The organism is Exiguobacterium sp. s132 (assembly GCF_018617235.1).
Taxonomy (GTDB): Bacteria; Bacillota; Bacilli; order Exiguobacteriales; family Exiguobacteriaceae; genus Exiguobacterium; species Exiguobacterium profundum.
In genome coordinates this window covers 843798-867325 of sequence record NZ_JACSJU010000001.1, presented here as the reverse complement: position 1 = coordinate 867325, position 23528 = coordinate 843798, and the positions used below count along the sequence as shown (strand labels likewise).

At 49.3% G+C, this 23528-nt stretch carries 27 protein-coding genes, 1 other RNA gene and 2 riboswitches; of the genes, 17 read left to right on the top strand and 11 right to left on the bottom strand.

Translation table 11 applies throughout. From position 1 onward, the window contains the following. Window positions 1-26 precede the first annotated feature (26 nt). Window positions 27-126, bottom strand: a riboswitch (SAM riboswitch). Window positions 127-170: 44 nt separating this feature from the next. Beyond that, entirely contained in the window at window positions 171-332 is a 162-nt protein-coding gene (locus KNO78_RS04440) for a hypothetical protein (protein ID WP_201302245.1), read from the bottom strand. Window positions 333-445: 113 nt separating this feature from the next. Between KNO78_RS04440 and KNO78_RS04435 the strand changes: the two genes are divergently transcribed. Both KNO78_RS04435 and rlmN read left to right on the top strand, forming a co-directional pair. Further along, a complete protein-coding gene (locus tag KNO78_RS04435; protein WP_251125241.1) occupies window positions 446-1852 on the top strand; it encodes an amidase family protein in 1407 nt (468 codons plus the stop codon). Between the two features lie 65 nt (window positions 1853-1917). Next, window positions 1918-2979, top strand: coding sequence for a dual-specificity RNA methyltransferase RlmN (gene rlmN / locus KNO78_RS04430; RefSeq protein WP_214690857.1), 1062 nt, complete (start codon window positions 1918-1920; stop codon window positions 2977-2979). A 35-nt stretch (window positions 2980-3014) separates the two neighbouring features. Here the strand turns inward: rlmN and KNO78_RS04425 are convergent, their stop codons facing one another. Next, the gene (locus KNO78_RS04425; RefSeq protein WP_308162645.1) at window positions 3015-3623 is read right to left on the bottom strand and encodes a class I SAM-dependent methyltransferase; all 609 of its coding nucleotides are present in this window, start codon (window positions 3621-3623) and stop codon (window positions 3015-3017) included. Between the two features lie 139 nt (window positions 3624-3762). On the opposite strand from KNO78_RS04425, the gene KNO78_RS04420 reads away from it, so the two are divergent. The 7 genes from KNO78_RS04420 (at window position 3763) to KNO78_RS04390 (ending at window position 9687) form a co-directional block, all read left to right on the top strand. Continuing rightward, the gene (locus tag KNO78_RS04420; RefSeq protein ID WP_012726391.1) at window positions 3763-4644 is read left to right on the top strand and encodes an SMP-30/gluconolactonase/LRE family protein; all 882 of its coding nucleotides are present in this window, start codon (window positions 3763-3765) and stop codon (window positions 4642-4644) included. 12 nt (window positions 4645-4656) lie between these two features. Next, a complete protein-coding gene (locus KNO78_RS04415; protein WP_012726390.1) occupies window positions 4657-4923 on the top strand; it encodes a hypothetical protein in 267 nt (88 codons plus the stop codon). Window positions 4924-5034: 111 nt separating this feature from the next. After that, the gene (locus tag KNO78_RS04410) at window positions 5035-6234 is read left to right on the top strand and encodes a GTP-binding protein (protein ID WP_214690859.1); all 1200 of its coding nucleotides are present in this window, start codon (window positions 5035-5037) and stop codon (window positions 6232-6234) included. A gap of 59 nt (window positions 6235-6293) precedes the next feature. Then, a riboswitch (TPP riboswitch) is annotated at window positions 6294-6394 on the top strand. 82 nt (window positions 6395-6476) lie between these two features. Then, window positions 6477-7067 carry a YkoF family thiamine/hydroxymethylpyrimidine-binding protein gene (locus KNO78_RS04405; protein ID WP_214690860.1) on the top strand — a complete coding sequence of 197 codons (591 nt, stop codon included), beginning with the start codon at window positions 6477-6479 and terminating at the stop codon, window positions 7065-7067. Next, window positions 7060-7635: an ECF transporter S component gene (locus KNO78_RS04400; RefSeq protein ID WP_012726387.1), complete on the top strand. Its 576-nt coding sequence runs from the start codon at window positions 7060-7062 to the stop codon at window positions 7633-7635. The genes KNO78_RS04405 and KNO78_RS04400 overlap by 8 nt, the downstream gene beginning before the upstream one ends. Continuing rightward, window positions 7601-8971, top strand: a complete 1371-nt coding sequence (locus tag KNO78_RS15670; protein WP_285800628.1) for an ABC transporter ATP-binding protein — start codon at window positions 7601-7603, stop codon at window positions 8969-8971. Before KNO78_RS04400 ends, KNO78_RS15670 begins: the two co-directional genes overlap by 35 nt. Continuing rightward, on the top strand, window positions 8953-9687 hold the full coding sequence (locus KNO78_RS04390; protein WP_159562359.1) for an energy-coupling factor transporter transmembrane component T family protein: 735 nt from the start codon (window positions 8953-8955) through the stop codon (window positions 9685-9687). The genes KNO78_RS15670 and KNO78_RS04390 overlap by 19 nt, the downstream gene beginning before the upstream one ends. A 9-nt stretch (window positions 9688-9696) precedes the next feature. On the opposite strand, the gene KNO78_RS04385 is transcribed toward KNO78_RS04390, so the two are convergent. Then, the gene (locus tag KNO78_RS04385) at window positions 9697-10284 is read right to left on the bottom strand and encodes a DUF1643 domain-containing protein (RefSeq protein WP_012726384.1); all 588 of its coding nucleotides are present in this window, start codon (window positions 10282-10284) and stop codon (window positions 9697-9699) included. A 28-nt stretch (window positions 10285-10312) separates the two neighbouring features. After that, a complete protein-coding gene (locus KNO78_RS04380; RefSeq protein WP_230872907.1) occupies window positions 10313-10996 on the bottom strand; it encodes a lytic transglycosylase domain-containing protein in 684 nt (227 codons plus the stop codon). An 86-nt stretch (window positions 10997-11082) separates the two neighbouring features. On the opposite strand from KNO78_RS04380, the gene KNO78_RS04375 reads away from it, so the two are divergent. Then, a complete protein-coding gene (locus KNO78_RS04375; protein ID WP_214690862.1) occupies window positions 11083-11778 on the top strand; it encodes a CPBP family intramembrane glutamic endopeptidase in 696 nt (231 codons plus the stop codon). Here the strand turns inward: KNO78_RS04375 and KNO78_RS04370 are convergent. Beyond that, the gene (locus KNO78_RS04370) at window positions 11711-12634 is read right to left on the bottom strand and encodes an alpha/beta hydrolase (RefSeq protein WP_159562356.1); all 924 of its coding nucleotides are present in this window, start codon (window positions 12632-12634) and stop codon (window positions 11711-11713) included. The two genes, KNO78_RS04375 and KNO78_RS04370, sit on opposite strands and share 68 nt — an antisense overlap. A 180-nt stretch (window positions 12635-12814) precedes the next feature. Between KNO78_RS04370 and KNO78_RS04365 the strand changes: the two genes are divergently transcribed. Further along, window positions 12815-13222, top strand: coding sequence for a hypothetical protein (locus tag KNO78_RS04365; protein ID WP_214690863.1), 408 nt, complete (start codon window positions 12815-12817; stop codon window positions 13220-13222). Here the strand turns inward: KNO78_RS04365 and KNO78_RS04360 are convergent. The 5 genes from KNO78_RS04360 to KNO78_RS04340 form a co-directional block, all read right to left on the bottom strand. After that, window positions 13173-13850 (bottom strand): ABC transporter ATP-binding protein, encoded by a 678-nt coding sequence (locus tag KNO78_RS04360; RefSeq protein ID WP_074036962.1) that lies wholly within the window; start codon window positions 13848-13850, stop codon window positions 13173-13175. The genes KNO78_RS04365 and KNO78_RS04360 overlap by 50 nt on opposite strands. Next, the gene (locus KNO78_RS04355) at window positions 13847-14860 is read right to left on the bottom strand and encodes an ABC transporter permease (RefSeq protein ID WP_214690864.1); all 1014 of its coding nucleotides are present in this window, start codon (window positions 14858-14860) and stop codon (window positions 13847-13849) included. The genes KNO78_RS04360 and KNO78_RS04355 overlap by 4 nt, the downstream gene beginning before the upstream one ends. 68 nt (window positions 14861-14928) lie before the next feature. Further along, window positions 14929-16275 (bottom strand): sensor histidine kinase, encoded by a 1347-nt coding sequence (locus tag KNO78_RS04350; RefSeq protein ID WP_214690865.1) that lies wholly within the window; start codon window positions 16273-16275, stop codon window positions 14929-14931. Then, window positions 16272-16937, bottom strand: a complete 666-nt coding sequence (locus KNO78_RS04345; protein WP_159562351.1) for a response regulator transcription factor — start codon at window positions 16935-16937, stop codon at window positions 16272-16274. Before KNO78_RS04345 ends, KNO78_RS04350 begins: the two co-directional genes overlap by 4 nt. A gap of 77 nt (window positions 16938-17014) precedes the next feature. After that, on the bottom strand, window positions 17015-17902 hold the full coding sequence (locus KNO78_RS04340) for a hypothetical protein (protein ID WP_214690866.1): 888 nt from the start codon (window positions 17900-17902) through the stop codon (window positions 17015-17017). 170 nt (window positions 17903-18072) lie between these two features. Between KNO78_RS04340 and KNO78_RS04335 the strand changes: the two genes are divergently transcribed. Beyond that, window positions 18073-18480 (top strand): hypothetical protein, encoded by a 408-nt coding sequence (locus tag KNO78_RS04335; protein WP_074036967.1) that lies wholly within the window; start codon window positions 18073-18075, stop codon window positions 18478-18480. A gap of 94 nt (window positions 18481-18574) precedes the next feature. Then, window positions 18575-20023 (top strand): S8 family peptidase, encoded by a 1449-nt coding sequence (locus tag KNO78_RS04330; RefSeq protein ID WP_214690867.1) that lies wholly within the window; start codon window positions 18575-18577, stop codon window positions 20021-20023. A 44-nt stretch (window positions 20024-20067) separates the two neighbouring features. Here the strand turns inward: KNO78_RS04330 and KNO78_RS04325 are convergent, their stop codons facing one another. Continuing rightward, complete coding sequence (locus KNO78_RS04325) at window positions 20068-20472, bottom strand: hypothetical protein (protein WP_012726372.1); 405 nt, start codon at window positions 20470-20472, stop codon at window positions 20068-20070. A gap of 120 nt (window positions 20473-20592) precedes the next feature. Here KNO78_RS04325 and rnpB point away from each other — a divergent pair. The 4 genes from rnpB to KNO78_RS04305 all read left to right on the top strand — a co-directional run bounded on the left by rnpB (window position 20593) and on the right by KNO78_RS04305 (window position 23505). Next, window positions 20593-20960, top strand: an RNA gene (gene rnpB / locus KNO78_RS04320) — RNase P RNA component class B. 124 nt (window positions 20961-21084) lie between these two features. Continuing rightward, window positions 21085-22248, top strand: coding sequence for a THUMP domain-containing class I SAM-dependent RNA methyltransferase (locus tag KNO78_RS04315; RefSeq protein ID WP_074036970.1), 1164 nt, complete (start codon window positions 21085-21087; stop codon window positions 22246-22248). Window positions 22249-22368: 120 nt separating this feature from the next. Continuing rightward, window positions 22369-22551 carry a hypothetical protein gene (locus tag KNO78_RS04310; RefSeq protein WP_230872813.1) on the top strand — a complete coding sequence of 61 codons (183 nt, stop codon included), beginning with the start codon at window positions 22369-22371 and terminating at the stop codon, window positions 22549-22551. Between the two features lie 51 nt (window positions 22552-22602). Further along, complete coding sequence (locus KNO78_RS04305; RefSeq protein WP_214690868.1) at window positions 22603-23505, top strand: Gfo/Idh/MocA family protein; 903 nt, start codon at window positions 22603-22605, stop codon at window positions 23503-23505. Window positions 23506-23528: the final 23 nt, after the last annotated feature.

The following is a 23528-nucleotide window of genomic DNA, read 5'->3' as shown; positions in this document are numbered from 1 at the left end:
CATGTCGGATGACATGAGCGCTTTCGTCATATCGTCCAAGGTTTCCCTTGCTGGTCGTAGCACCTTGCCTAAGGCAGGTTGCTGTGAAGTCGCGGAGCCAGATCTCTCGTTCACTCTTGATATCGATATGTAGTTGGTGAGAGCATCATACCACCCTCAAAATACATTCGTCAATGATTCGGTTTTCGTTTCAACTGAAAAACCGTCAAGACGATGATGAACCCGATCAACCCGATGGAAATGAGTGGACCATATGGCACATTTTCACCGTATAGCTGTAAGAAAAATAGACCGAATACGGCAAGCAACACAAAGACATAGGAGCGTGTCATTGGGACCTCCTGTTTTTTCTTAAGTGTAACAAGAACACATCGACTTGGCGATACGAAAAGGAAATCAGGCATAGAGCACGAATAAAGGAGGAGAGATAAAGGAGGAATGCATGATGGAACAAATCCAATTACATGAACTGACGATTGAAGGTGCACATCGTGGGTATAAAGAGGGACAATTCACGGCGAGAGACGTGGCCGCCTATTATTTAGGACGGATTGCGACGTATAATGAACGGCTTCATGCCGTCATCCAAGTCAATCCGGACGCCCTGTTCGAGGCAGAGGCGGCAGACCGGGCCTACCGAAAAGGGGTACGCAAACCGCTACTTGGTATTCCCGTCTTAATCAAAGACAATATCGAGACGAACGGTCTGATGCGAACGACTGCAGGTGCTGCCGCGATGCGACATCATTTCGCCGGTCGAGATGCCGAGCTCGTCAAACGCTTGCGGGCTGACGGGGCCATCATCCTTGGCAAAGCGAACCTGTCCGAGTGGGCGAACTTTTTAACGGAAAATATGCCGAACGGCTGGAGTGCCGTCGGTGGACAGACGATGAACCCATACGGCGACGGGTTGGACGTCGGGGGATCAAGCTCAGGGTCGGCTTCAGCGGTCGCGGCAAACCTTACGCTTCTCGCAGTCGGATCTGAGACGAGCGGTTCAATCGTCCATCCGAGTGTCCATAACAGCATCGTCGGGATCAAGCCGACCGTCGGATTGATCAGTCGCTCCGGAATCATCCCGATTTCACGTTCTCAAGATACGGCGGGACCGATGGCGCGTACGCTTCGTGATGCGGTCATCGCCTTACAGACAATGTGCGGTGAAGATTCGGCTGATCCTGCGACGTGGGAAACTCCAGTCGGACCGCCTTATGTGACATGTCTCGATGTCCGTCAAGCGGTCGGGATGCGTGTCGGATTTATCAAGCCAAATATTTCAGACGAAGAAGTCGGGTTGTATGAACAGGCGCTCCGATTGCTTCGGCAAGCTGAAATCGAACTCGTCGAGGTCACGCTGCCGAAGCATGCGACGCTCGAACAGGCGGATATCCTGTTCGATGAGTTCAAGCTCGGGGTCGAGGCGTATCTCGCCAACACGACCGTGCCGTTTCAGACGCTATCCGACCTGATCGAGTGGAATGCCGAACATCCCGAATCGATTCCGCACGGCCAGACCTTCTTTGAAGAAGCGAACGCTAAATCTGGAAAACTGACTGAAGCGAGCTATCTCGATCGTCGCATCGAGGACGTCCGACTCGCAAAAACGGAAGGGATTGACACATTGCTTGCGTCGCATAAACTGGATGCACTCGTCCTGCCACATGACATCAACTATGACATGGCTGCGAAAGCAGGGCATCCGACGATTACAATACCCTATAAACGAAAAGAGAGCGGTGCCCCATTCGGTCTCTCGTTCACGGGGACGAGCTACGCGGAACGTGATTTGATTCGAGTCGCCTATGCGTTCGAACAATTCATCACACGACCGACGCCTCCTGATTATTCGTAAGTTGCACCCGTCTCTTACGTCCGCTACAATGGTACGTATGCGGATTAGAGAAAGGACAGATTACAATGAAATCATCTATATACGGGTTGACGTTCGATCAACTCACGAACGAGTGTACGGAAGCGGGATACGGTGCCTTCCACGCACGTCAAGTTTGGGACTCGCTCTACATCGATCGGGTCAAATCGATGGACGACCTCAATGTACGTGACGAGGTGCGCGATTACTTAACAGAAAAATATGTCATCTCGACACAAGAACTGTTCGTCAAACAAGAAGCTGGCGACGGGACGGTCAAATTCTTACTTAAATTACATGACGGGCACTACATCGAGACGGTACTCATGCGTCACAAATACGGACGTTCGGTCTGTGTGACGACTCAGGTCGGTTGTAACATCGGCTGTAGCTTCTGTGCGAGCGGCTTGTTGAAAAAGACGCGTGACTTGACGGCGGGTGAGGTCGTCGAGCAGATCATGACCGTCCAACACTTCCTCGATGAAGAGGGTGAAGGGGACTGCGTCAGCCATATCGTCGTCATGGGAATCGGTGAACCGTTCGATAACTTCGACAACTTGGTCGACTTCTTGCGTGTCGTCAAAGATGAGCGTGGACTTGCGATCGCTCCGCGTAAAATCAACGTGTCGACGAGTGGTCTCGCGGATAAGATCTACAAGTTCGCAGACCTCGACTTACGCATCAACTTGGCGCTCTCTCTACATGCGCCAAACGATGAATTACGTACACGCATCATGAAAATCAACCGGGCGTTCCCGCTTGATAAACTCATGCCGTCGATTCGCTATTACGTCGAGAAGACGAATAAACGAATCACATTCGAATATATCCTGCTCTCGAAAGTGAACGATTTGCCGGAACATGCGGAAGAACTCGCCAACTTGATCGAAGACATCAAAGACAAGTCGTACGTCAACTTGATTCCATATAACCCGGTCAACGAGCACATCCAATATGAGCGAAGCACGCCTGAGGACATCATGGCGTTCTACGACATCTTGAAAAAGCGTGGCGTCAACACTGGTGTCCGTCTCGAGCACGGGACAGACATCGATGCGGCATGTGGACAACTCCGCAGTAAGCATATGAACGTCGAAGGCGCGAAGTGAAAATGGCCTCTCCGAATCTCGGGGAGGCCATTCGTTTACCGTTTTTGCCCGACATATTGAATCACAGCGGATTCGCCGTGATGGAGCGTGCCTTCTTCTCGCCAGACGACCGTCTCATGTAAGACGAGCGGTACGAAATCGTCCTCTAGTTGGTGGAACATCTCTTCGGTGTAAAGAAGTGAGGCGTCGTTTGGTCCACCTGTCCCGTAAGCGAGTTGATGTGTAGAGTAGACTTCACTCAGGAACAAACCACCAGGTCGAAGCGTTTGTTGGATACCCGTAAACACCTTTTCTCTGACGTGTGGAGGAAAGTGGCCAAAGATACAGATGACCATGTCATACGCCTTGTTTGGCCAATCGGCTTCATTCAAGTCGATCTGTTTCGTCTGAATGGACACGTTTCGTGACGTCGCCAAGCGTTTCGCTTTGTCGATCCCTGCTATAGAAACGTCCCATATCTCGACTTCAAAGCCGAGCGTGGCGAGCCACACCGCGTTTCGACCTTCGCCCTCCGCGATGGCCAATACACGTTTTCTTTCAGGTTGATGAGACGTGACCCATTCGCGTAAAAATTCGTTTGGCTCTGTCCCATACACATACTCTTCCGAACTAAATCGTTCATCCCATTTCGACAAGCCATTCACTCCCTCGCTACGTTTCTTTCACTATAGCAAACTGAACGGACGACAATCAAAATCCGTCACGATTTTCTGGATTCATGCATAGTCCCAATGCGAGAGGGGAATAGATTTCTGAACTAATGGATAGAGTGGAGGCTAAGTGATGGAGAAAGTAGATGCGTCGTTGTGGATTCGTGTACGAAATACGCTTGGTGAAGGTCCGTGTTGGGATGCCGAGCTGAAGCGGTTTTATTGGGTAGATATCGAAGGCCATACATTGTGGTGGTATGACGAACGTGAGGATGAAATCTCGTCGTTTGAAGTCGGGAAACAAGTCGGTTTCGTCATTCCGAAAGTGACGGATGGCGTTGTCCTTGGTTTGAAGGACGGCATTTATGAGTGGGATGAGATCAATCGGGACTTGAAGAAGATTGTCGAGTTGGATGATCCGGACGGTCAATTGCGGTTCAATGACGGAAAAGCCGATCCATACGGTCGAATCTTCGCCGGAACACTTCATCTCGAAGACAAAGAGAATCAAGCGACATTGTATCGTGTCGATCGGGATGGTACGACGACGACACTCATGGATGAGCTCACACTTTCGAACGGGTTGACGTGGTCTCCTGACCATTCCGTTTTTTATCATATCGATACACCGACTGAAACGATTCGCCAATATGATTTCGATTTGAAGGCGGGTACGTTATCAAATGGAAAGGTCGTCATCGATTTTGCGGACGAGGATGGCTTCCCGGATGGTATGACATCAGATACGGAAGGATGTTTATGGATTGCGCATTACGCCGGAAGCAAAGTATCTCGCTGGAATCCATCAACCGGTGAAAAGCTGTTAGAAGTTCACGTTCCTGCACCGAATGTCACATCCTGCGCCTTCATCGGGGATGGGCTCAATCGATTGGCCATCACGACGGCTCGTGAGGGGATGGATGAGGAAGCGTTAGCCGAATATCCGGATGCTGGATCGGTATTTATCATCGATACAGAGGTGAAAGGGATGCCGCTTTATCGCTTTGGGCGTTGAGGAGGACATGCAATGGTGAAACGACTGTTAGTTCGAGCGGGTATTGGGTTGGCAGTTGCGGCAGCGGTCAAGATGGGAATTCAAAAGTTGCAAGAAAATCGAGCGCGGGAAGAAGATCATTCTTATCTCGACCCAAAATGGGACGAGGTGCCGAGTGTCGATTCTGACAAGGACGAGGATGAGGTCGGGTTGACGCAACTCGACTCCATCTATCGGGCGGAGTGGCAAGCGAACGCCTATCCCCGCTCGGAAGCAGAACGAAAAGCGTTGGAAGAATAAAAGCATGTTTTTCAAAACACGTCCGTGTGGCGTGTTTTTTTGTTGACAAATCGAATCAGTCGTTTCAATATATAAAAAGTAATGATTACGATTTAATGGAGGTTCATCAATATGAAACGAATTCCAATTACAGTACTCTCAGGTTATCTTGGTAGCGGAAAGACGACACTGCTCAACCACATCTTACATAACCGGGAAGATAAAAAATATGCGGTCATCGTGAACGATATGAGCGAGTTAAACATTGATGAGAAATTGATTGAACAGGGTGGTTTCTCCCGTACCGATGAAAAATTAGTCGAACTCTCGAACGGGTGCATCTGTTGTACCCTACGTGAGGATTTGCTGACAGCGGTCTATGAGTTGACAAAGGATCGTGACCTCGATGGCATCATCATCGAGTCTTCTGGGATTTCAGAGCCGATTCCCGTTGCGCAGACGTTCACGTATGCCGATGATGCGCTCGGAATCGATTTGACGAGCCGTGTCTATATCGATGCGATGGTCACTGTCGTCGATGCGTACCGCTTCTTCAAAGATTTCAATTCTGGTGAATCGCTCATGGAACGTCAACAAGCCGTCGATACAGGAGATGTCCGTGAAGTCGTCGACCTACTCGTCGACCAAGTCGAATTTGCGGATATCATCGTGTTGAATAAGGCAGACCGGGTGTCTGAAGCGGAACTGCAGGAGATGAAGGGGCTACTTAAGACACTTAACCCGAGCGCCCGATTATTGACTTCAACATACTCCGACGTAGCGTTAGACGATCTACTCGACGTCCAGTTGTTCGATTTCGATCAGGCGATGCGTGCGGCGGGATGGATTCAAGAACTTGAGGCAGAAGAACATACGCCGGAAACGGAGGAGTATGGCATCAGCTCGTTCGTCTACCGTCGTCGTCGACCGTTCCACCCTGAGCGCTTGATGAATTGGATGGAGCACTATCCTGAAGAAATAGTCCGTGCCAAAGGCTTCTTGTGGATCGCGTCACGGAACGACCTTGCCTGTCTCTTCTCCCAGGCCGGATACGCATCGACGCTCGAACATGCCGGTCGTTGGTTAGCGACCCTTCCGGAGAGTGAACGAGAGGCCATGTTCGCCTCAGAACCTGAACTGCGTGAAGATTACATCGAGCCGTACGGAGACCGACAGAACGAATTGGTCCTTATCGGTCAACGGATGGACCGGGAGACGGTCGAACAATCACTTGACGCCTGCTTGTTGACGGATAAGGAGATGGTAGCGGCATGGGATTCGTTCCATGACCCACTCCCTGGTAATGGCCAACTCGTCACCTATTCAGATTGACCGTTTACAAACTGACGAAACATCGCTATACTGTGACTGCATAAGTAACCGCATATCAATGACTGCACTAGGGGTGCTTCGGCTGAGATGTGAGCATGGCTCCGATCCCTTATAACTCGATCCAGGTAATACTGGCGTGAGGAAGTGCGGCACTTTCTCTATGCAAGTTTGTATAGATTTTGTTGCTGCATTCTCATGAATGCGGCTTTTTTTGTGCAAACACATATAGAGGGGGAAACAAGATGAATGAATTATGTGGCACGAGTCCGATTGTCGGATTTCGCTTCACGCTTAGCCCGATGACAGATGACTTTATCGGGACGATCAAAGGGGCATTGAAAGGAACAAATATGACGGGTGTCTGGCGACATACGGACGACGTATCGACCGTGATCCGTGGTCGTGCCGAGCACGTGTTCGACGTCGCACGGACCGTGTTGAGCCTGGCTTCGGAAGAAGGACGCCATGTCTCGATGAGCGGAACCTTCTCCGTCGGATGTCCGGGAGATTCGGCAGGGGATGAAGCACTCGATGCCCCACCACAACAACTGAACGGGTCCTCAAGAGAACAGTATGTCTCTTCACAATTCGCGCTCTATCCGATGGGTGCAGAGAACTACATGGATCTCATCTATGATGAAATTGAACAAGCGAAACAGGCCGGTGTCTATAATGACTCCATGCACTACGCGTCAGGCATTCATGGGAATTTGGATGATGTGTTCTCGTATTATGAGGCGGCGTTCAATCGGACGCGCGAGAAGAATCGACACGTCGTCATGACGGTGACGTTCAGTGTGAACAGTCCGTCACATGGAGGACGACATGCTTAAATCGTGGAAATTGAAAGAGGTCGTTCTCGTCTCCGTATTGTCTGTCGTCTTTGCCGTCGTCTACTTACTGTTCGTCCATATCGGGAACTTATGGGCGGGATTGATCGGGCCGATCGCCTATGAATGGATTTTCGGTATCTGGTTCATCGTGTCGATCATCTCGGCGTACATCATCCGGAAGCCGGGTGCTGCCTTTATCTCCGAAGTGATGGCAGCGACGATTGAGATGTTGATTGGAAATGCGATCGGACCACGCATCATCTTGGTCGGCATCGTCCAAGGTCTTGGGGCTGAAGCTGTCTTTGCGATGACAGGCTATCGTCGATATGAGCTATGGGTTCTCATGCTAGCTGGATTTGGCTCGGCCGTCACGAGTTTCGTGTATACCTACTTCATGAGCGGATTTGCGATGCTTGAACCAGGATATGTGGCGACGATGTTCGGGCTGCGCGCGGTCAGCGGCATGGTCATCGCAGGAATCGGTGGGAAGTTGCTCAGTGACCTGTTGCTCAAGACGGGGTCACTTCGTGGCTATGCGATCGCTCGGAGTGGGAACGTCCATGGTTGAGACAGAATCGCTTTCATTCCGGTTCCCCGAAAGTCAGGACACCATCATAAAAGATGTGTCACTTTCCATACGACCTGGACGCACGATTTTGACAGGAACGAGCGGAAGCGGGAAGTCGACCCTACTCGCGCTGTTCAACCGTCTCTATCCAGAGAATTGTGATGGAGTCCTAGAAGGCAGACTCGAACTGTTTGGACGGATTTACGACGAATACGCACCAGGCGAAATCAATCAGCAGGTCGGGACCGTATTTCAAGACCCGGACACGCAGTTCGTGATGGAACGGGTGGAAGAGGAACTCATCTTCACACTCGAAAATTTGCAGACACCGGTCGAGGTAATCGATCAGCGTGTGACGGAGATTCTCGAGTCACTCCAACTGACCGATTACCGAAATCGTCTCATCGATTCCTTGTCAGGCGGGGAGAAACAACGGATTGCCGTCGCCTGCGCCATGGTTGGACGACCGGGATGGTTGCTTCTCGATGAGCCGTTGACGCACCTTGACCCAGTGACCGCGAATCGATTCGTCGACTGGCTCGATCACTTAGACAACGTGAACGTCATCGTTGTCGAACATCGCGCACACTTGTGGGGAGACTTTTTTGATTGGCACATCGAACTCGACCAAGGACGGATTGTACGGAACGAACCGTTTCAGCCGGTCGATGATTTTTCATTCAAACCGTCGCCTGAGCCACGACAAGCAATCGAGCATTACGTGGTAGACGAGGTGGTGCGTGACTCATTTCGATTAAAAGGGGTGACCCTAAAAGCTCGGATCGGGGAAGTGATTGCCATATTGGGACCAAATGGGAGTGGAAAGTCGACGTTTTTACGAAGTTTGACGGAGTGTGACCGCCGGGTGGGACTCGTCCCTCAATCTCCGGAACACTTATTTTTCATGAACTCGGTCGAGCAAGAGCTACAGTTTGGTCATGAGGAATCGATTGATGTCGTATTGGATGAGCTAACCCTCGAGGACAAACGAGTCCTCCATCCATTGTCACTCAGTCATGGACAGAAGCGACGACTCGCCGTCGGGATTCAGTTACTCTCAAACAAACAGTTGCTTGCCTTCGATGAACCGACGGCAGGTCAGGATGAGCCGTCACTCCATGCACTAGAGATTTTGATGAAGCGACATGCGGCAAAGGGACAGACGATCTTGTTCGTGACCCATGACTTATCGTTCGCCAATATCGCCCATACGTTCTATTTGATGAAGGATGGGGAACTCTCAGGACCATTCGGGGATGAGCTTTGGGGGGACACGGAGAGACTTCGTCATTATCGACTAGCGGGAGGACGGCAACGATGTCACTCCATGATATGAATCCGACGATCAAGTTTGGGACGATGACGATCATCATGTTCGGGCTGGCCTTGTTTTATAACCCGTGGACCCCGCTCGTCATCATTGTCGGTACGTTGACGATTCAATTACTGGCGACGGACGTTTCATGGAAGAAGTGGAGCCTGTTTTTGATTCCTTTTCTCGTCACGGCACTCGGGACGTTTTGGACGACGCTCGTGTTTGGGAAGGAGCTTGGGGGAGAGACGTGGGTAACCCTTCTCGGTCAAGACATTTCAAAAGAAGAGGCACGTATCGCCATGTCTCTTAGTCTACGTGTGTTGGCATTCACCGTACTGTCGCTCCTCTTTATGTTGACGACCGATTCGAAACGTTTCGTCATGAGTTTGATGCAACAGGCAAGGCTTTCTCCGACGATTGCCTATAGTGCGCTCGTCGGATTCCGCTTCCTTCCGTTAATGCAACGGGAGATGCATCAGCTACAATACGCGCATCGTCTTCGCGGCGTACCTCTTGATACGAAATGGGAGCGGATTCGGCATGTCCCGAAACTACTTCTTCCACTGATGGCAGGTTCAATCCGACGTGCTGAACGTGTCGCCTTCTCCATGGAGGCGAGAGGTTTCACAAGTGGAAAACGGACCGTCTATGAGCGGATTGACATCAAACCGTCCGATTACATGTGGTCCGGTATATTCTTCATACTGTTCGGTCTTTCCATTTGGATTGGCATATGAAAAGACGACTCACGGAGAGTCGTCTTTTTTCGTTTCTTTCACGATACGAAACTTCGGTTTGACCGATTCGTTGTTGAACGCCTCGAGAACGGTATTCTCGTTTGCCATTCGAATCTGTTGTGGCTCGCCTTTTGCTGTCGTACCGATGCAATACATGTTCGCTTCATAATCCGCAAAGAGCGATTTGTAAGATGTCGCGTGGTGCATCAAGCGACCTGGAGACCCCCAACCGACGATGATCATCCCGCCGCTTGCTTCTACCTCTTGTAACGTCTCTTCGACGTAATGGTAGTTCGTCTCATCGAGTTGAGACTCCACGTATGGAAGGTTGTCATTGATGGCGAGTGTCGGGACGAGACTGATGACCCGCATTTCTCGAATCGGTTGTGACAAATGATTTTGCATCAACATATAAGCACGCTGTGTCGTCGTGCCAGACAAAAAGGCATCGCTCATCCGCGGCGAGTAAATAATGACGGCGCAGATGACGCCATCCTCCACATCGGTGAACTCATACGTTCGCATATAGCGTTTCGTTTTATCTTCATTGAAGATTGATTTGACGCGGATGGTTACTTCTTCTACATGCGTGTTCATTTCCATTCCTCACTTTTTCATGTAAGCATCAGCCGAGCGATTTAAACCACTCGACATATCGAATCGTGTAATAAGCAACTCGTTGACTAAGCGTATCACGCTCATCAGGCATGAACGTCACGCTTGATTCATAGTTCTCGAAGTACGTCATGACATCATTGACATATTGCTCACTTCGATTGTATTCGAAGATAGCGTTTCGGACGGATGTGACTGAATCTGTCTTTTTTCCACCGTGTTCACTTAAATAATACGCCGCCGTGTGCGCAGAATCAACTAGACTATGTGGGTCAGCTTTTCCATCGCCGTTCCCGTCGCGACCGAGTCCGCCATACTGTTCAATCAAGGCAAGGTCCGTCAAATCCACTTCGTCTTCTGGGACATCGCCTTTTTGGTCATCGGTATCATATTCCCAACCGAGCCAAGTACGGGGCATGAATTGAAAAGGTCCGATCGCGCCGACAGACGAACGCATCGACGAACTGTGTGAGAAGATGGTCTCTACACGGTGAACGGCAGCCAGTAGGCGCCAGTCCACGTCATATGTTTCAGCAGCGTCTTGATAGACGGCCAGATGTGTGTTCGGAACACCGTTCTCTCCATAATAGGTTCGATACAATCCATTGTTCACTTTATCATGTTGACCGAGCCAGCCGACTGCCCCGAGCAAAAGCACGAGCACAATAATGAAACCGGTCAGTCGCAGCATCATACGTTTCAAGATACCGCCTCCTAGCTTTTAGACAATACTCGAATAGTGTAGCATATAGCTAAGAGGAAGGACAGGAGTGGATATGGATGCTTGAACGTTTGATTTTTACAGCCATTATCGGCTACATGCTGATCGTTCAAATCTTCAATGCCAAATTGATTCGTCCCTTGATTGAAACGAGAGGACGGGCATGGGTATATGAACAAACCGTGAAATCGGCATGGGGGCTGACCTTGTTAATTGTTGCCCTCATCTTTTTATTTCAAGTACCGCCATCAGAAGTCGGATTGAGGTTCGGACCAGAAGCGGGGAACGAACAGGCATGGCAAGTCTTTTACTTGTCATGCATCCTGGTCACCGTGGCGCTCGTCTTTTATCTGTTGGTAAAAACTTCAGCACGTCTCCGAAATGTGTTACGCCCTTACTATGAGCTCGATTTAGAGAAGCTGCTCCTCCCTCGGACAAAACCTGAGGAACAAGCGTGGGGTGCCGTCTCGGTCACTGCAGGCGTGACCGAGGAATTCATTTTCAGAGGAGTCCTGCTATACACGATCTCCCTCTATATAGAGGTCCCGGATTTGACTCTCGCCTTAATCGGGGGCGCCCTTTTCGGTGTGGCCCATGCCTATCAAGGGATAAAGGGAGTCTTCACGACAGGGATCGTTGGATTCGGACTAGGTATCCTATATTTAGGGATGGGTGTCCTTTGGCCGGTCATGGTGTTACATGTGCTACTTGATTTGATTGCCGGTCCAATCCATGTCGATGCAAAAAGCGAGTGACCGCCTCCTCATACGCAGGAGCGTCCTTGATCATGCAATCGGTATGTTCTGCGCCATCGATCAATACCAAGTCGTTCTTCCGGTTCAATGCATTCATTTCGACCGACATCCACGTCGGGACGAAATCATCTTTTGAACCATGTACGAATAGGATTGGGGTCGTCGTTTCCGTGACGGCCTTTTTCGGTTGGACTTGTCTCATCGTGAACCCGGCACGAGACCAAAGGAAATAGTCGATTCCCGGTAAAATGAGCTCGGCTGGGATATGGTGTAACTCTTTCAATTGATAACGCATCAATTGTTTCATATCGTCAAACGGACATTCTGCGATGACGAAGTCGACGTTCGTGAGCGGAGTCGTCTGCAAGACGGTGGCCGCTCCCATCGAGACGCCGTGAAGCCCGACTTGATCGACTGTTTCCTCTGTCTTCAACCAGTCCACCCAGTCGATCATATCGACTTTTTCATGGAAACCATATGAGGCATAAATTCCTTCGGACTCCCCGTGTGAACGTAAATCGACGGCAAGCAGGTTAAAGCCGAGACGATGGAACATGGCGAGGTGAGGGGCCATGAAACTATGTGATGCGGTATATCCATGTACGAACACAATCCATTTTGTTGACCCCTCATTCCGATAGATACGCCCGTAGAGGCGGTACTCATCACGAGATTGAATCGAGACATGCTCGAACGGTACGTCATGATAAAAGTTGCGATCTTCGTCCGTATATGGAGCGAGTAACATCTCCGGAGTCTTTCGTTTGCCCCGCGTCATTCGTTTGAAGGCATAGTAGCTGACCGCGTAGTAGCCTGTGAAAAGTGATGCCAATCCAATTTTCCATTTTCGTTGCATTAATACCGACTCCTTTCAACGTTATTGTACCCGAAACGAATCGATACGGTCCTGTTTTCTTACATAAGGAGAGGGCATACAGAACATAATCGTGTGAATATCAGGAATCAAGGCACATGGAAAGACATGATTTTGAACGATACGATGGAGTGACAACAGCAGGAGGGTGGGGATATCTATATGGAGAGGTCAGAGATCTATCGAATGATACAAATGGTGTTGAGCGACAGAAAGGGGATGCTTGAACGGGGAGTAACGTTCTCGTGGACGATTGAAGGAGATGAACGAATCATCGGACTCGTATTTGATGTTATTCTCGACCGTTATTTTCTATATAACCAAACAAGCCTCCTCACCGAGGTACAAGAGATTGCGCGTCTAGTCGAATGTCGACCAGAGGAAATCGTTCGCGCACTCTCCTGTCTTTCGGGGATTCGACTCGAATCGAATCATATCATCGAACGATTGATGAGTATCGAAGAGGCGACCATTTCAGAGAACGGATCAATCCTTGTTGCCATTCGCCTTGGAGGATGGCTCACTCATCAATTGCATCAAATTGGTCGTGATGCCCTTCTTCCTTGTTGAGCTCGGTCAAGGTACCGTCAATCACACGAAGGACGCGATCACACACATCGAGCATGCGTTCATCATGTGTGATGACGACGACACGTCTCCCTTCTTCATGTGCTTGTTTGGCCAATAACTCCATCACACGGCGTCCATTCTCATAATCAAGACTCGCCGTCGGTTCATCTGCCAAAATGAGTTGCGGGGAGTTGATCAAGGCACGTGCGACGGCGACACGTTGCTTTTCACCTCCCGACAATGTCGACGGGAGATGATGCAGGCGGTGTCCTAAGCCGAGGTCGGTCAATAGTTGTTTCGCATCCATCTGTCTCTTCTCCTGAATCAGCTCAAGTTGCTCGAGCACCGTCAAGTAGGGAATCAGGTGGGCCTGCTGAAACACGAACCCGACTTCATGTAGACGTAACAGACGACGTTGTTCCTCATCTAATTCGAATACGTCCCGTTCGTTCATCAAAAATGCTCCTTGATCTGGTTTTCGCAATAGACCGAGGATGTATAACAATGTACTCTTCCCGCTACCACTCGGACCGACGATGGCAACGCATTCCCCTGGCGATACATGTAACTCGATGTCATTCAATACGAGCTGACCGTCAAACTGATGTGATACATGGCTTAACCTCATGATGCTTTTCCTCCTATGATTTCAATTGCGTCGACTTGACGTAGTTTCCATAACGGTAACAACGCGCCAAGAACAGATAAGAAAATGAACATGGATCCGAATAGCGCGACATGACCGAAGTCGACGAGAAACGGTAACGATGATGGAATCAACGCATCGACGACGTACATGAACCCGATCGATGTGGCGACTGCGGCAGATACTATGACGATGACCTGAAAGAGCAGTGCCCGTCCGATGATTCGAGGAGAGAGACCGATTGCCTTCAGAATTCCGAGTTCAGGTAACTTTTGAAGCGTGAACAAATAAAAGAATGCGGTCAAAATAAACGTTCCGATCACGAGTAGAAAAGCACGCATCATCGTGAATGTGCTTTGCTCGGCACTATATCCAGGAACCGACTCAATCAAATCTTGTTGACTCATGACGAGCGGATTGGACATCGTGGATTCCGTTCCAATCTCAGCCGATACATATGGACGTTGTTCGGAGTAATCCAAATAATCGAACCACGTCTCGTTCGTCGTGTAAATCACCGGTCCATGACTGTAGCGTCCAGGCGCCTCACCGGCGATCGTAAAACGATATTCGGACGCAAAGTCGGTCAACGTGTCACCTGTTCCAAGCTGAACTGAAAGACTTGGGTCAAACAAGACTTCACCTGTTTCTAGATAAGTACCTGGGCCAATATTACTTCCACTTGGAAGGGCGAATAGCGTGACCTCTTCTTTTTTTCCATCAATCGTGACCGTGAGCTGTCGGACGCTCATCGTTTCGTTTGAAGTATCCGCTGTGACGTCTATAAACGATCGTGTCAATTGACCTTCTGAGTCCGGATCAAGTTGATACGTCGTAGCATTCAATTCGTGCAAGGCAGAACCGTTATCATATGCGAGACCGTCTGCTAGCCCTGTGATGAGTGTCGTCAACATGACAATCAATAATGTGATCACGAACAACATGGAAAACTTTCTTTTCTGTCTCCACATCTCTTTCCAACCTAACTGCATAAAAAAACCTCCTTCAAGTGCTGATGAAGGAAGTGTACGTAATCAATATGAACAGAATATGAACGACATCAAAAATGTAAATGAACCGTGGTGCCGGTTCCGAGGTTTGACTCGACTGTGATGTTTCCGCCATGTAGGTCGATGATATCTGAGGTGATGGCAAGACCGAGACCTGTCCCTTGAGTCGTTCGAGCCGTGTCCCCGCGATAGAAGCGGTCGAACAGGTGCTCTTTTGTCTCGTCGTCCATCCCAACCCCTTCATCCGTAACCGAGATGACGATACCTGGGTCGACGGTACAGGTGATGTGAATTGTGCCTCCATCATGGGAAGCATGAACGGCGTTCATCAATACATTGTTCCAAACTTGTGCGAGTAGAACCGGGTCACTCTTCAAGACTACGTCTTGTGGGATGTCGGTAACGACGGCGATCCCTTTTTGATCAAGAATGAAAGCGTTCGTTTGAATGACTTCGGATACCGATTGAAGCACATTCACGTTCGTCTCGAGAATCGGGGGATTTTCATCCAATCGTGATAAAAGCAGCAGTTGTTTCGTCAATTGGGATAGACGCTTCGTCTCCTGTTCGATGACACGCGCATATTCTCTTGATTCACCTTCCGTACCGTCAGCTAATTTTTCTGCATAGCCACCTAGGGAGGTCAAAGGAGATTGAAATTCATGGGAGACATTCGAAACGAATCGTCGCTGTCTCGCTTCGGTACGATCGATCTCATTTGACATGTTTTGAAATTGTCGTGCCAACGTTCCGATTTCATCTTGACGCTCGACGGGGAGATGTTCCGGAGCTTTACGCATGGCGACGGATGTGGTCGCATTCGTGAGCGTCTGTAACGGGCGGACCAGGGACCTTGTCGAGATGGCAATCAAGCCAAATGCCAAGAGGGTGACGAGTGCGAAAAATAGACCGACGAACAGATGTAACTCGCGGATTTGGGCACTCAAATCCGGACGAATAAAGATGACGTCCCCGTTTTCAAGTGTAAATCCATATGTGTTCGTCAGTTCGTTATCGAACAATCCGAGCAAGAAGAGATGAAACGGAAAGTCACGCATTCCCTGATATGGAGCCCCGTTCCGAACAGATTGAATCACTGTGTCAGAGATAGTCTCATCCCGAAAGGCACCGCCAAAACGTCGACGTTCGTCAGTCGCATCCACGACGACCAGTTGATATCCGGTCGCAGCTAAGAAAGTATAGAAGGCATCATAGTCTAAATCGGTATGGTTCTCGACATACGACTCCGCTATTTTGGCGACCCGTTCCGTCTTCTCGCTATAGGAAGGTTGCCACCACTTGTAATAAGCCACATTGCTGATCAACAGGGAGATGGCTCCGGATAGAAGTAAAATCAAGAACATCGTGACGATGATTCGCGTGTAGAGTGTCTTCATCCGTTCACCTCGAGCGAGTATCCGACACCTCGTACGGTTCGAATCGACAAAGCAGGGTGATCGAACCGATTACGAAGTCGCTTGATATGAACATCAACTGTTCGCTCATCCCCCTCGAAATCAAATCCCCATACCAAATCAATTAACTCCTCACGACGATACACTCTTCCCGGAAAAGAGGCGAGTTGAAATAATAGTTCAAACTCTTTTTTAGGGAGATAGAACAGCTGACCCTCAAGCGTCACCTCGTATTCTCTTAAATCGAGTCGAAGAGGACCGGCTTGAATTTGTGAAGCGGCAGAACGTTGATAACGTCGCGAGACGGCTTGCAATCGAAAGAGTAACTCCTCAGGGATGAAGGGTTTGGTCACATAGTCGTCTGCCCCATGAACGAATCCTTGACGCTTATCCTCCCATTCATCGAGAGCAGTTAGTAAAATGACGGGAATATCGAGAGTCGCCTTGAGTCGTCGACACAATTCACGACCGTCAAGCCCTGGGAGCATGATGTCGACAATCGCGGCATCGATTGGTTGCATCGTGAAACGTTCTTCGCCTGTGTTCCCGTCGGTCGCTGTCAACACCTCATGACCCGCATCCTCGAACGTTTCTTTCACAAGGCGTAAAATGGAGGGGTCGTCTTCTACGATGAGTATACGCATAGCGGTCGTTCCTTTCCTAAATAGGTTCGACACGAAACGAGGTGACCCATGCGGAGTCACCTCGAATCGTATCAGCTTTATTGCTTCGTCATCTCTTGATGAAGGGCACGGAGGGCGCGGATGAACGCATCCTTAAAGTATTTGTCTTCTTGTGTCTCTAATGTTTGGATGGCCTTTTGGTCACCGTTACTCGCTTTGACGAGAAGATTCACGACTGTTCCCCAGCGTTTCACATGTTCTGGACGAGGGTGGTTCAACGCGGTCGTCAGCGTGAACCAATACGGTTGATCGCGTCGCTGCAACGTGGCAATCATCCGTTTGGCAAGGAGCGATTCTTCTTCAGAAGGGATTGTTGCCGTGGCGAACCAACCGAGCATCGAAGCGCTCATCGATTCAAGTTCTTGTTTCATTGCAGGTTCGATTGGCATCCGTCCGAAGTCTGTCACGTTGACAAATACCAATCGGTCTTTCGGGTCAATATGTGTGATCCATCCTGACACTGACTTCAGCTTTTCACGTTCTTTTGACTGGGCTTTACACGTATACCCTTGAAGTTTTCCGATGTAGATGCGGAATTGTCCACGGTCGACATGTTTGTCCACCTTGAACTCGATTTCTTGTCCTGCTTGAAACGGTTGATTCCGTTTATTCAACGTCTGACCCTTTTTCAATTCGGGTCGTTTGGAAATATGACGCAATGCTTCTTGTTCAGTCCGATCATCCAATGTCCAAAGGTTGTGAGGGGTCACGTTTTTAAAACGATGACGCCGGACGTAGATGTATTGGTCGAGTGCGTCGATCGCGTCTGCGGAAGTGGCAGTTCCATTCAAATAGTCATCAGCGATATCACGTAAGGTGAGGGATTCGAGACGATCGATATGTCCTGAATAGGGAACGCTTCCGACAACAAATAACGCGGTCGCAATCAACTCACTTTCTCGAGGGGTCAGCGGTCGTTTGGCCATGGTGCACTTCCTCTCTTAATTCATATGATTAGTATAACAAAAACAGTTAGAATGTTGTGAACTCAACTGCGATTTGGAAAAAAATGAGGAATGGACAGGATTCCCACCATTTATCTCGAATAATGACTTGTAGAGAATCGGATGTAGGAATGAAAAAGTGAGGTGAGGCAATGAAGCTCTCCATCGAATCTGGGGATTATGTCGTATTGATTGAAATCAATAAAGAAGTACTCAAATGTGCATCCCTTGAGGAAGCCGATCAGGCAGATCGTCTGCGATATGAACTCGTTGGTCGGATGAGCGAACGCTTGCCAGCAGAAGTCATCGTTCCGTCGATCATCGATTACATTCGCTTCGGAAGCGGATATATCGGAGATCGCATCGTCTGGGACGCTGAAACGGAGTCTTTTTTTTGCCAGCAGTTTGAGACCATTGACGGGTCTCCACTTGGAGAGGACCTCGAGGGATTCCGTCCCGACCCAAGCCGGGTGGAACTGGCGCGCTACTATACGTACTTGACGATTGGACGGATTGTCGAGTTTGATATGCTGCACCCGGATGAGCCGAGCTATTGGTAAACTTAGCGACAACTTTTTATTCAAAAAAAGGGAAATCTAATCCAAAGTTTGAGATAATGGAGTCACTTTATCAGTTTGGAATGGAGCGGAAGGAATGAAAAAGATTGCCCTTTTGACAGCGATTGCCCTTTTACTGCCGGTCGGAGTAGATGCAGCACAGCCGGTCATCCTTAAGAAACATGGTTACGTCGTCTCAGAACCACAAGTCACGAGCCAATATTATGTGAAGCAAATCGGTATGGATTTGGCCTGGAATAAGACGAGAGGCGCAACTGATATCGTTGTGGCGCTGATTGACTCGTCAGCTGACCGTAACCATACGGATTTGAAGAACGTTCCTCGTGTCGTCAATTCCATGAAAGGTCCATACACTGCGGATATTCATGGCACACATACCGCTGGGATCATGGCCGGGAAACATAACCGTTTTGGGATCGCCGGACTCGCGCCGAACGTCCGCTATCACTTTTATAATGTGTTCTACGGGGTGAATTCAGATAAAACAGACTCTTGGACGGTCGCCAATGCAGTGGATACGGCTGTAGCGAAAGGGGCGAACATCATCAACCTCTCGCTTGGAGGGGATGATTATGATAGTCGTTTGGCCACATCGATTAAACGGGCAAGGGCGAAAGGGGTCATTATCGTCGCATCATCTGGAAATGATCGAAAACAGACGATTAATTTTCCTGCAAACATGAAAGAGGTAATCGCGGTCGGTGCAATCGATTCTAGACATCGTCTCGCGAGCTTTAGCAATATGGACGATCGCGTAAAAATCGTGGCGCCAGGTGTGAACATCCTCTCTCTAGGAATCAACAACCGCTTTATCTTTATGGACGGGACCTCGATGGCGGCACCGATGGTCACGGCGAGCCTCGCGCTCGTCAAATCGATCAATCCTTATTTGACACCTGGTGAGATCGACCAGTTGATTGCGAAGATGTCAAAAGCCTCCGGAAAGTCTTATACGGAATTGAATGCGATGAAACTGCTAGAGGCAACGGCTCGCCCTATTCACATCTCTGCCCCTTCGGTGTGGAAGAGTCGATACGTGAATGATGTCAAGTTGAGTGTTATGAACCATTCGAACTTAAAGTCCTCGTTCACACTGTATCAAGGGAACAAGAAAGTCAAGACGCTCACACCAAATCGGTCGTTCACGATGTATTCGAGCGGGGATTGGTTACCGAGCGGACAATATCGCATCGTCGGTCAAGTCACGGATGGAAAACATAAGCGATACACGAGCCGAACGATTGATTATGTCAACACGTTGAAGACGGCAGTGTCTGTGAAGGTGTCGGAAGAAGGGACGTTCTCGATTCACACGACGCGAAAAGGCACGGTCACGTTACTTGATTCAAATGGGAAGGTCTTGTACGAAGCGCTCCACATCGCCGGGACATTTCCGGTAAGAGGGAATACGACACAGAAGCTGACGGTCATCCTTAAACCGACGGACCTTCGCGAAAAAGTGGTGACGACATCTTTTGAGCCACCGATCATCGAAGACGAGCCTCCGGTCACAGAGACCTTGTAAGATAAAAAGCCGCCTGCTCCTAACGGAGAGACGGCTTTTTCTATTTAATCGATGGTGATGGCTTCTCCACACCAACGGATACTCGCTTCTAATACGTTCCCTTGGTCATCAATATGCTCGAAACTGAGTTTCCCATCTCGGATGATTTCGCAAAGACCGACTCGGACACGGTCGCTCCAAGCGCGACGCGTCTCATGCGTTTCATCGAACACTGGAATGGCGTCCGGGAAGCGCTCCTCGAGATGTGCTAAATTATGATGGTCAAAATGATAAGGTCGTTTCGAGAGTTCGTTCGGTGCCTTGATGTCGAACGGTTCAAACCCTCGGACGAGACGATTATTTCGGTAGAAGGCGAACACGCCGTTGTTCGGGTGGAGCACTTTAATGTCATCGATTTCTATTACATAAGTCAGACGTTGAATCCAACCGTTTTTTGCATCCTGATGCATCAAAATCCCTCCTTATTCAATGAACACGCCTTATTTTAGCGCTGACTGAACGTAAAATCAAGTTTCGAATTTAAGTTGTCAACCGTTCAAATTTCAGCTACAATGGTTGAAGTGACTATGAAGTCTGGACAATCGCGGGACGCAAGTCTTGAGGAAAGTCCATGCTCGCACAGCCTGTGATGGCTGTAGTGATCGTGCTACACGAAACGATAAGTGTAGGCAACGCAAGTTGACGGCAGAAGAAACACCTAAGTCCTCGGATATGGTGTCCGCTTCTTGAAAGTGCCACAGTGACGGAGTCTGATCGGAAACGTTCAGAGTGGAACGAGGTAAACCCCACGAGCGAGAAACCCAAACTATGGTAGGGGAACTTCCAGACCGGAATCGAACGGGACGGAGGGCGCCGATGTGCGCAGATAGATGATTGTCACTCCATCGTGCCAGGGAGACCGCTATGAGCACCGGAGTACAGAACATGGCTTACAGGACAACATAGTCTCAACTGACAACGACAAGGAGTTCAAGCACATATACTTGAGCTCCTTTTTTCATGATTTTTTTACAACTTACAAAATGACTGAAAGATATTTATGTAGAAGGAAGGCGATTTAGATGGCAAAACGTAAACTGATTGCGACGGCAGCGATGGGAATCGAGGCACTTGTGGCAAAAGAAGTAAGGGATTTAGGATACACGTGCGAAGTCGAGAACGGACGGATTTATATCGACGCGGAAATGGAAGACATCCCACGTCTGAACATGTGGTTGCGGACAGCAGACCGGGTCAAACTCGTCGTTGCCGAGTTCAAGGCGACAACGTTTACAGAATTGTTTGACGGGGTCGTAGCGTTACCATGGACCGACCTCATGCCGTGGGACGCGGCGTTCACGGTCGACGGACGCTCGGTCAAATCAAAGCTGTTCTCGATTCGTGACTGTCAGAAAATCACGGAGAAGGCGATCGTTGAAGCGATGCAACGCGGCTATCGTAAAGAGGGAGAATGGTTGCCGAAGTCAGGCGCGAAATTCCCAATCGAAGTCGCTCTTTTGAAAGATGTGGCGACCATCACGATCGATACGTCCGGTCCACTTCACCGTCGAGGCTACCGTGAGCTTCATTCGCAAGCTCCACTCAAAGAGACGATGGCAGCGGCGATGATTCAATTGACAAACTGGCGTCCGGACATGCCGTTTTATGACGTATTTACAGGTTCAGGGACGCTCGCCATCGAAGCGGCGATGATTGGACGAAATATCGCGCCGGGTATCAACCGTGAATACTTCGCACAGGATTGGACATGCATCCCGAAAAAAGCCTGGTATGCGGCAATCAATGAAGCGAATGAGAAGGCGGAGTGGGATAAACCGTTAAAAATCTATGGAATCGACCTCGATCCGCGGATGGTGAAACTTGCAAAAGACAATGCGGAACTCGCTGATGTTCGTGATGCAATCACGTTCGTCCATAGTGACGCAGCCGCACTGAAGCCGAAAGAAGAGTACGGGGTCATCATCGGAAACCCACCTTATGGGGAACGACTTCAGTCAGAAGAAGAAATTATCGACTTGTACGAGCGAATCGGAGAGCAATATGCGAAATACCCTGGTTACAGCGTCTACATGTTGACGAGTTATGAAGACTTCGAGAAGGCATACGGGCGCCCGGCGACGAAGCGTCGGAAGCTGTACAACGGAAATATCGAGACGCAATATTACCAGTACTTCGGAAAGCGTCGCCCACGTCCGGACCGTGACGCAAAACCGAAATCAGAATGATGAATCCATGACCGTTCACCTGAGCGGTCATTTTTCTGTTTTCTTAGAACAAACTCACTTGTTTCATCATCCGTGTAACAGGATATACATAACATATGTATAATTAGAGGGGGACAGATGATGGAAAAGTATACAGTCGAATATCAGTTACATGTGAAAGAACAGAACACTCGGACGGTCGAGGTAGAAATGGACCGTGTGCCGGACTTAAATAATCAAGAAGAATTACATGCGGCTTACCAGATTGTATCTGACGCGATTCGTGAACCGATCACAAGTTTTGAGATTGTATCTATTACGTGAGCCCGAGGCAATCGCTTCGGGCTTTCTACATAATATTGGAGGAGTGAGCAAATGAATATTTTAGTAGTGGGCATCGGGGATGTCGCCAAAAAAGCATATCTACCTGTATATGCCGGATTAAAGGACGTTGATGTGTATCTCGTCTCAAGGGATGAACAGAAGTTACACGATATCATCTCGACCTTTCGTTTCAAAGGAGGGTACTCAGACCTACACGCCGTGCCGATGACAGAAATCGATGCCGTCATGATTCATTCGACGACAGCTGTCCATTATGAGCAAGCCGAGTATTGTCTGCGGCAAGGGAAGCATGTCTTCATCGACAAACCGATCACGTTCACTCTTGAAGAGACGGAGCGACTCGTCGCACTTGCTAAAGAGAATGGCGTCCATCTCGTCACAGGCTTCAATCGCCGATTTGCCACGGCCACGCAGGCACTCAAACAAATTGAAGAAAAAAATATGGTCTTCATTCAAAAGAACAGAACGTATAAACAGGCAACGCTCCGCGAATTTGTGATTGAGGATTTCGTGCATGTCGTCGATACGCTCCGTTATTTGACCGATCTTCAGCCTGTCGAACGTTTACGTGTCACACCTCGATTTGAAGGGGATGTGCTGAAACAAGTGATGATTCATTTCAAGGCAGGGGGAATCGAGGCAATCGGTTGGATGAACCGAGACAACGGTTGTACCGAAGAAGTGATGGAGGTCATGTCACCGACCGTGAAGCGGGTCACGCGTGATGTGGAGCGGATTACAGACTATGGACGAGACGGTGTGAAGGAATGGTCACTCGACCCATGGGAGTCGAATTTGAAACGTCGAGGGTTTATCGACCTTGTGGAAGACTTCTTACGTTTACTTCGTGGGGAACCGAACGCCTCCGTTGTCGCGGAAGACAGTCTCGAGACACATCGTCTCTGTGAAGAGATTCTAAAGGAAGTGCGGTGAACATACTGTTTCCGTCATATTCA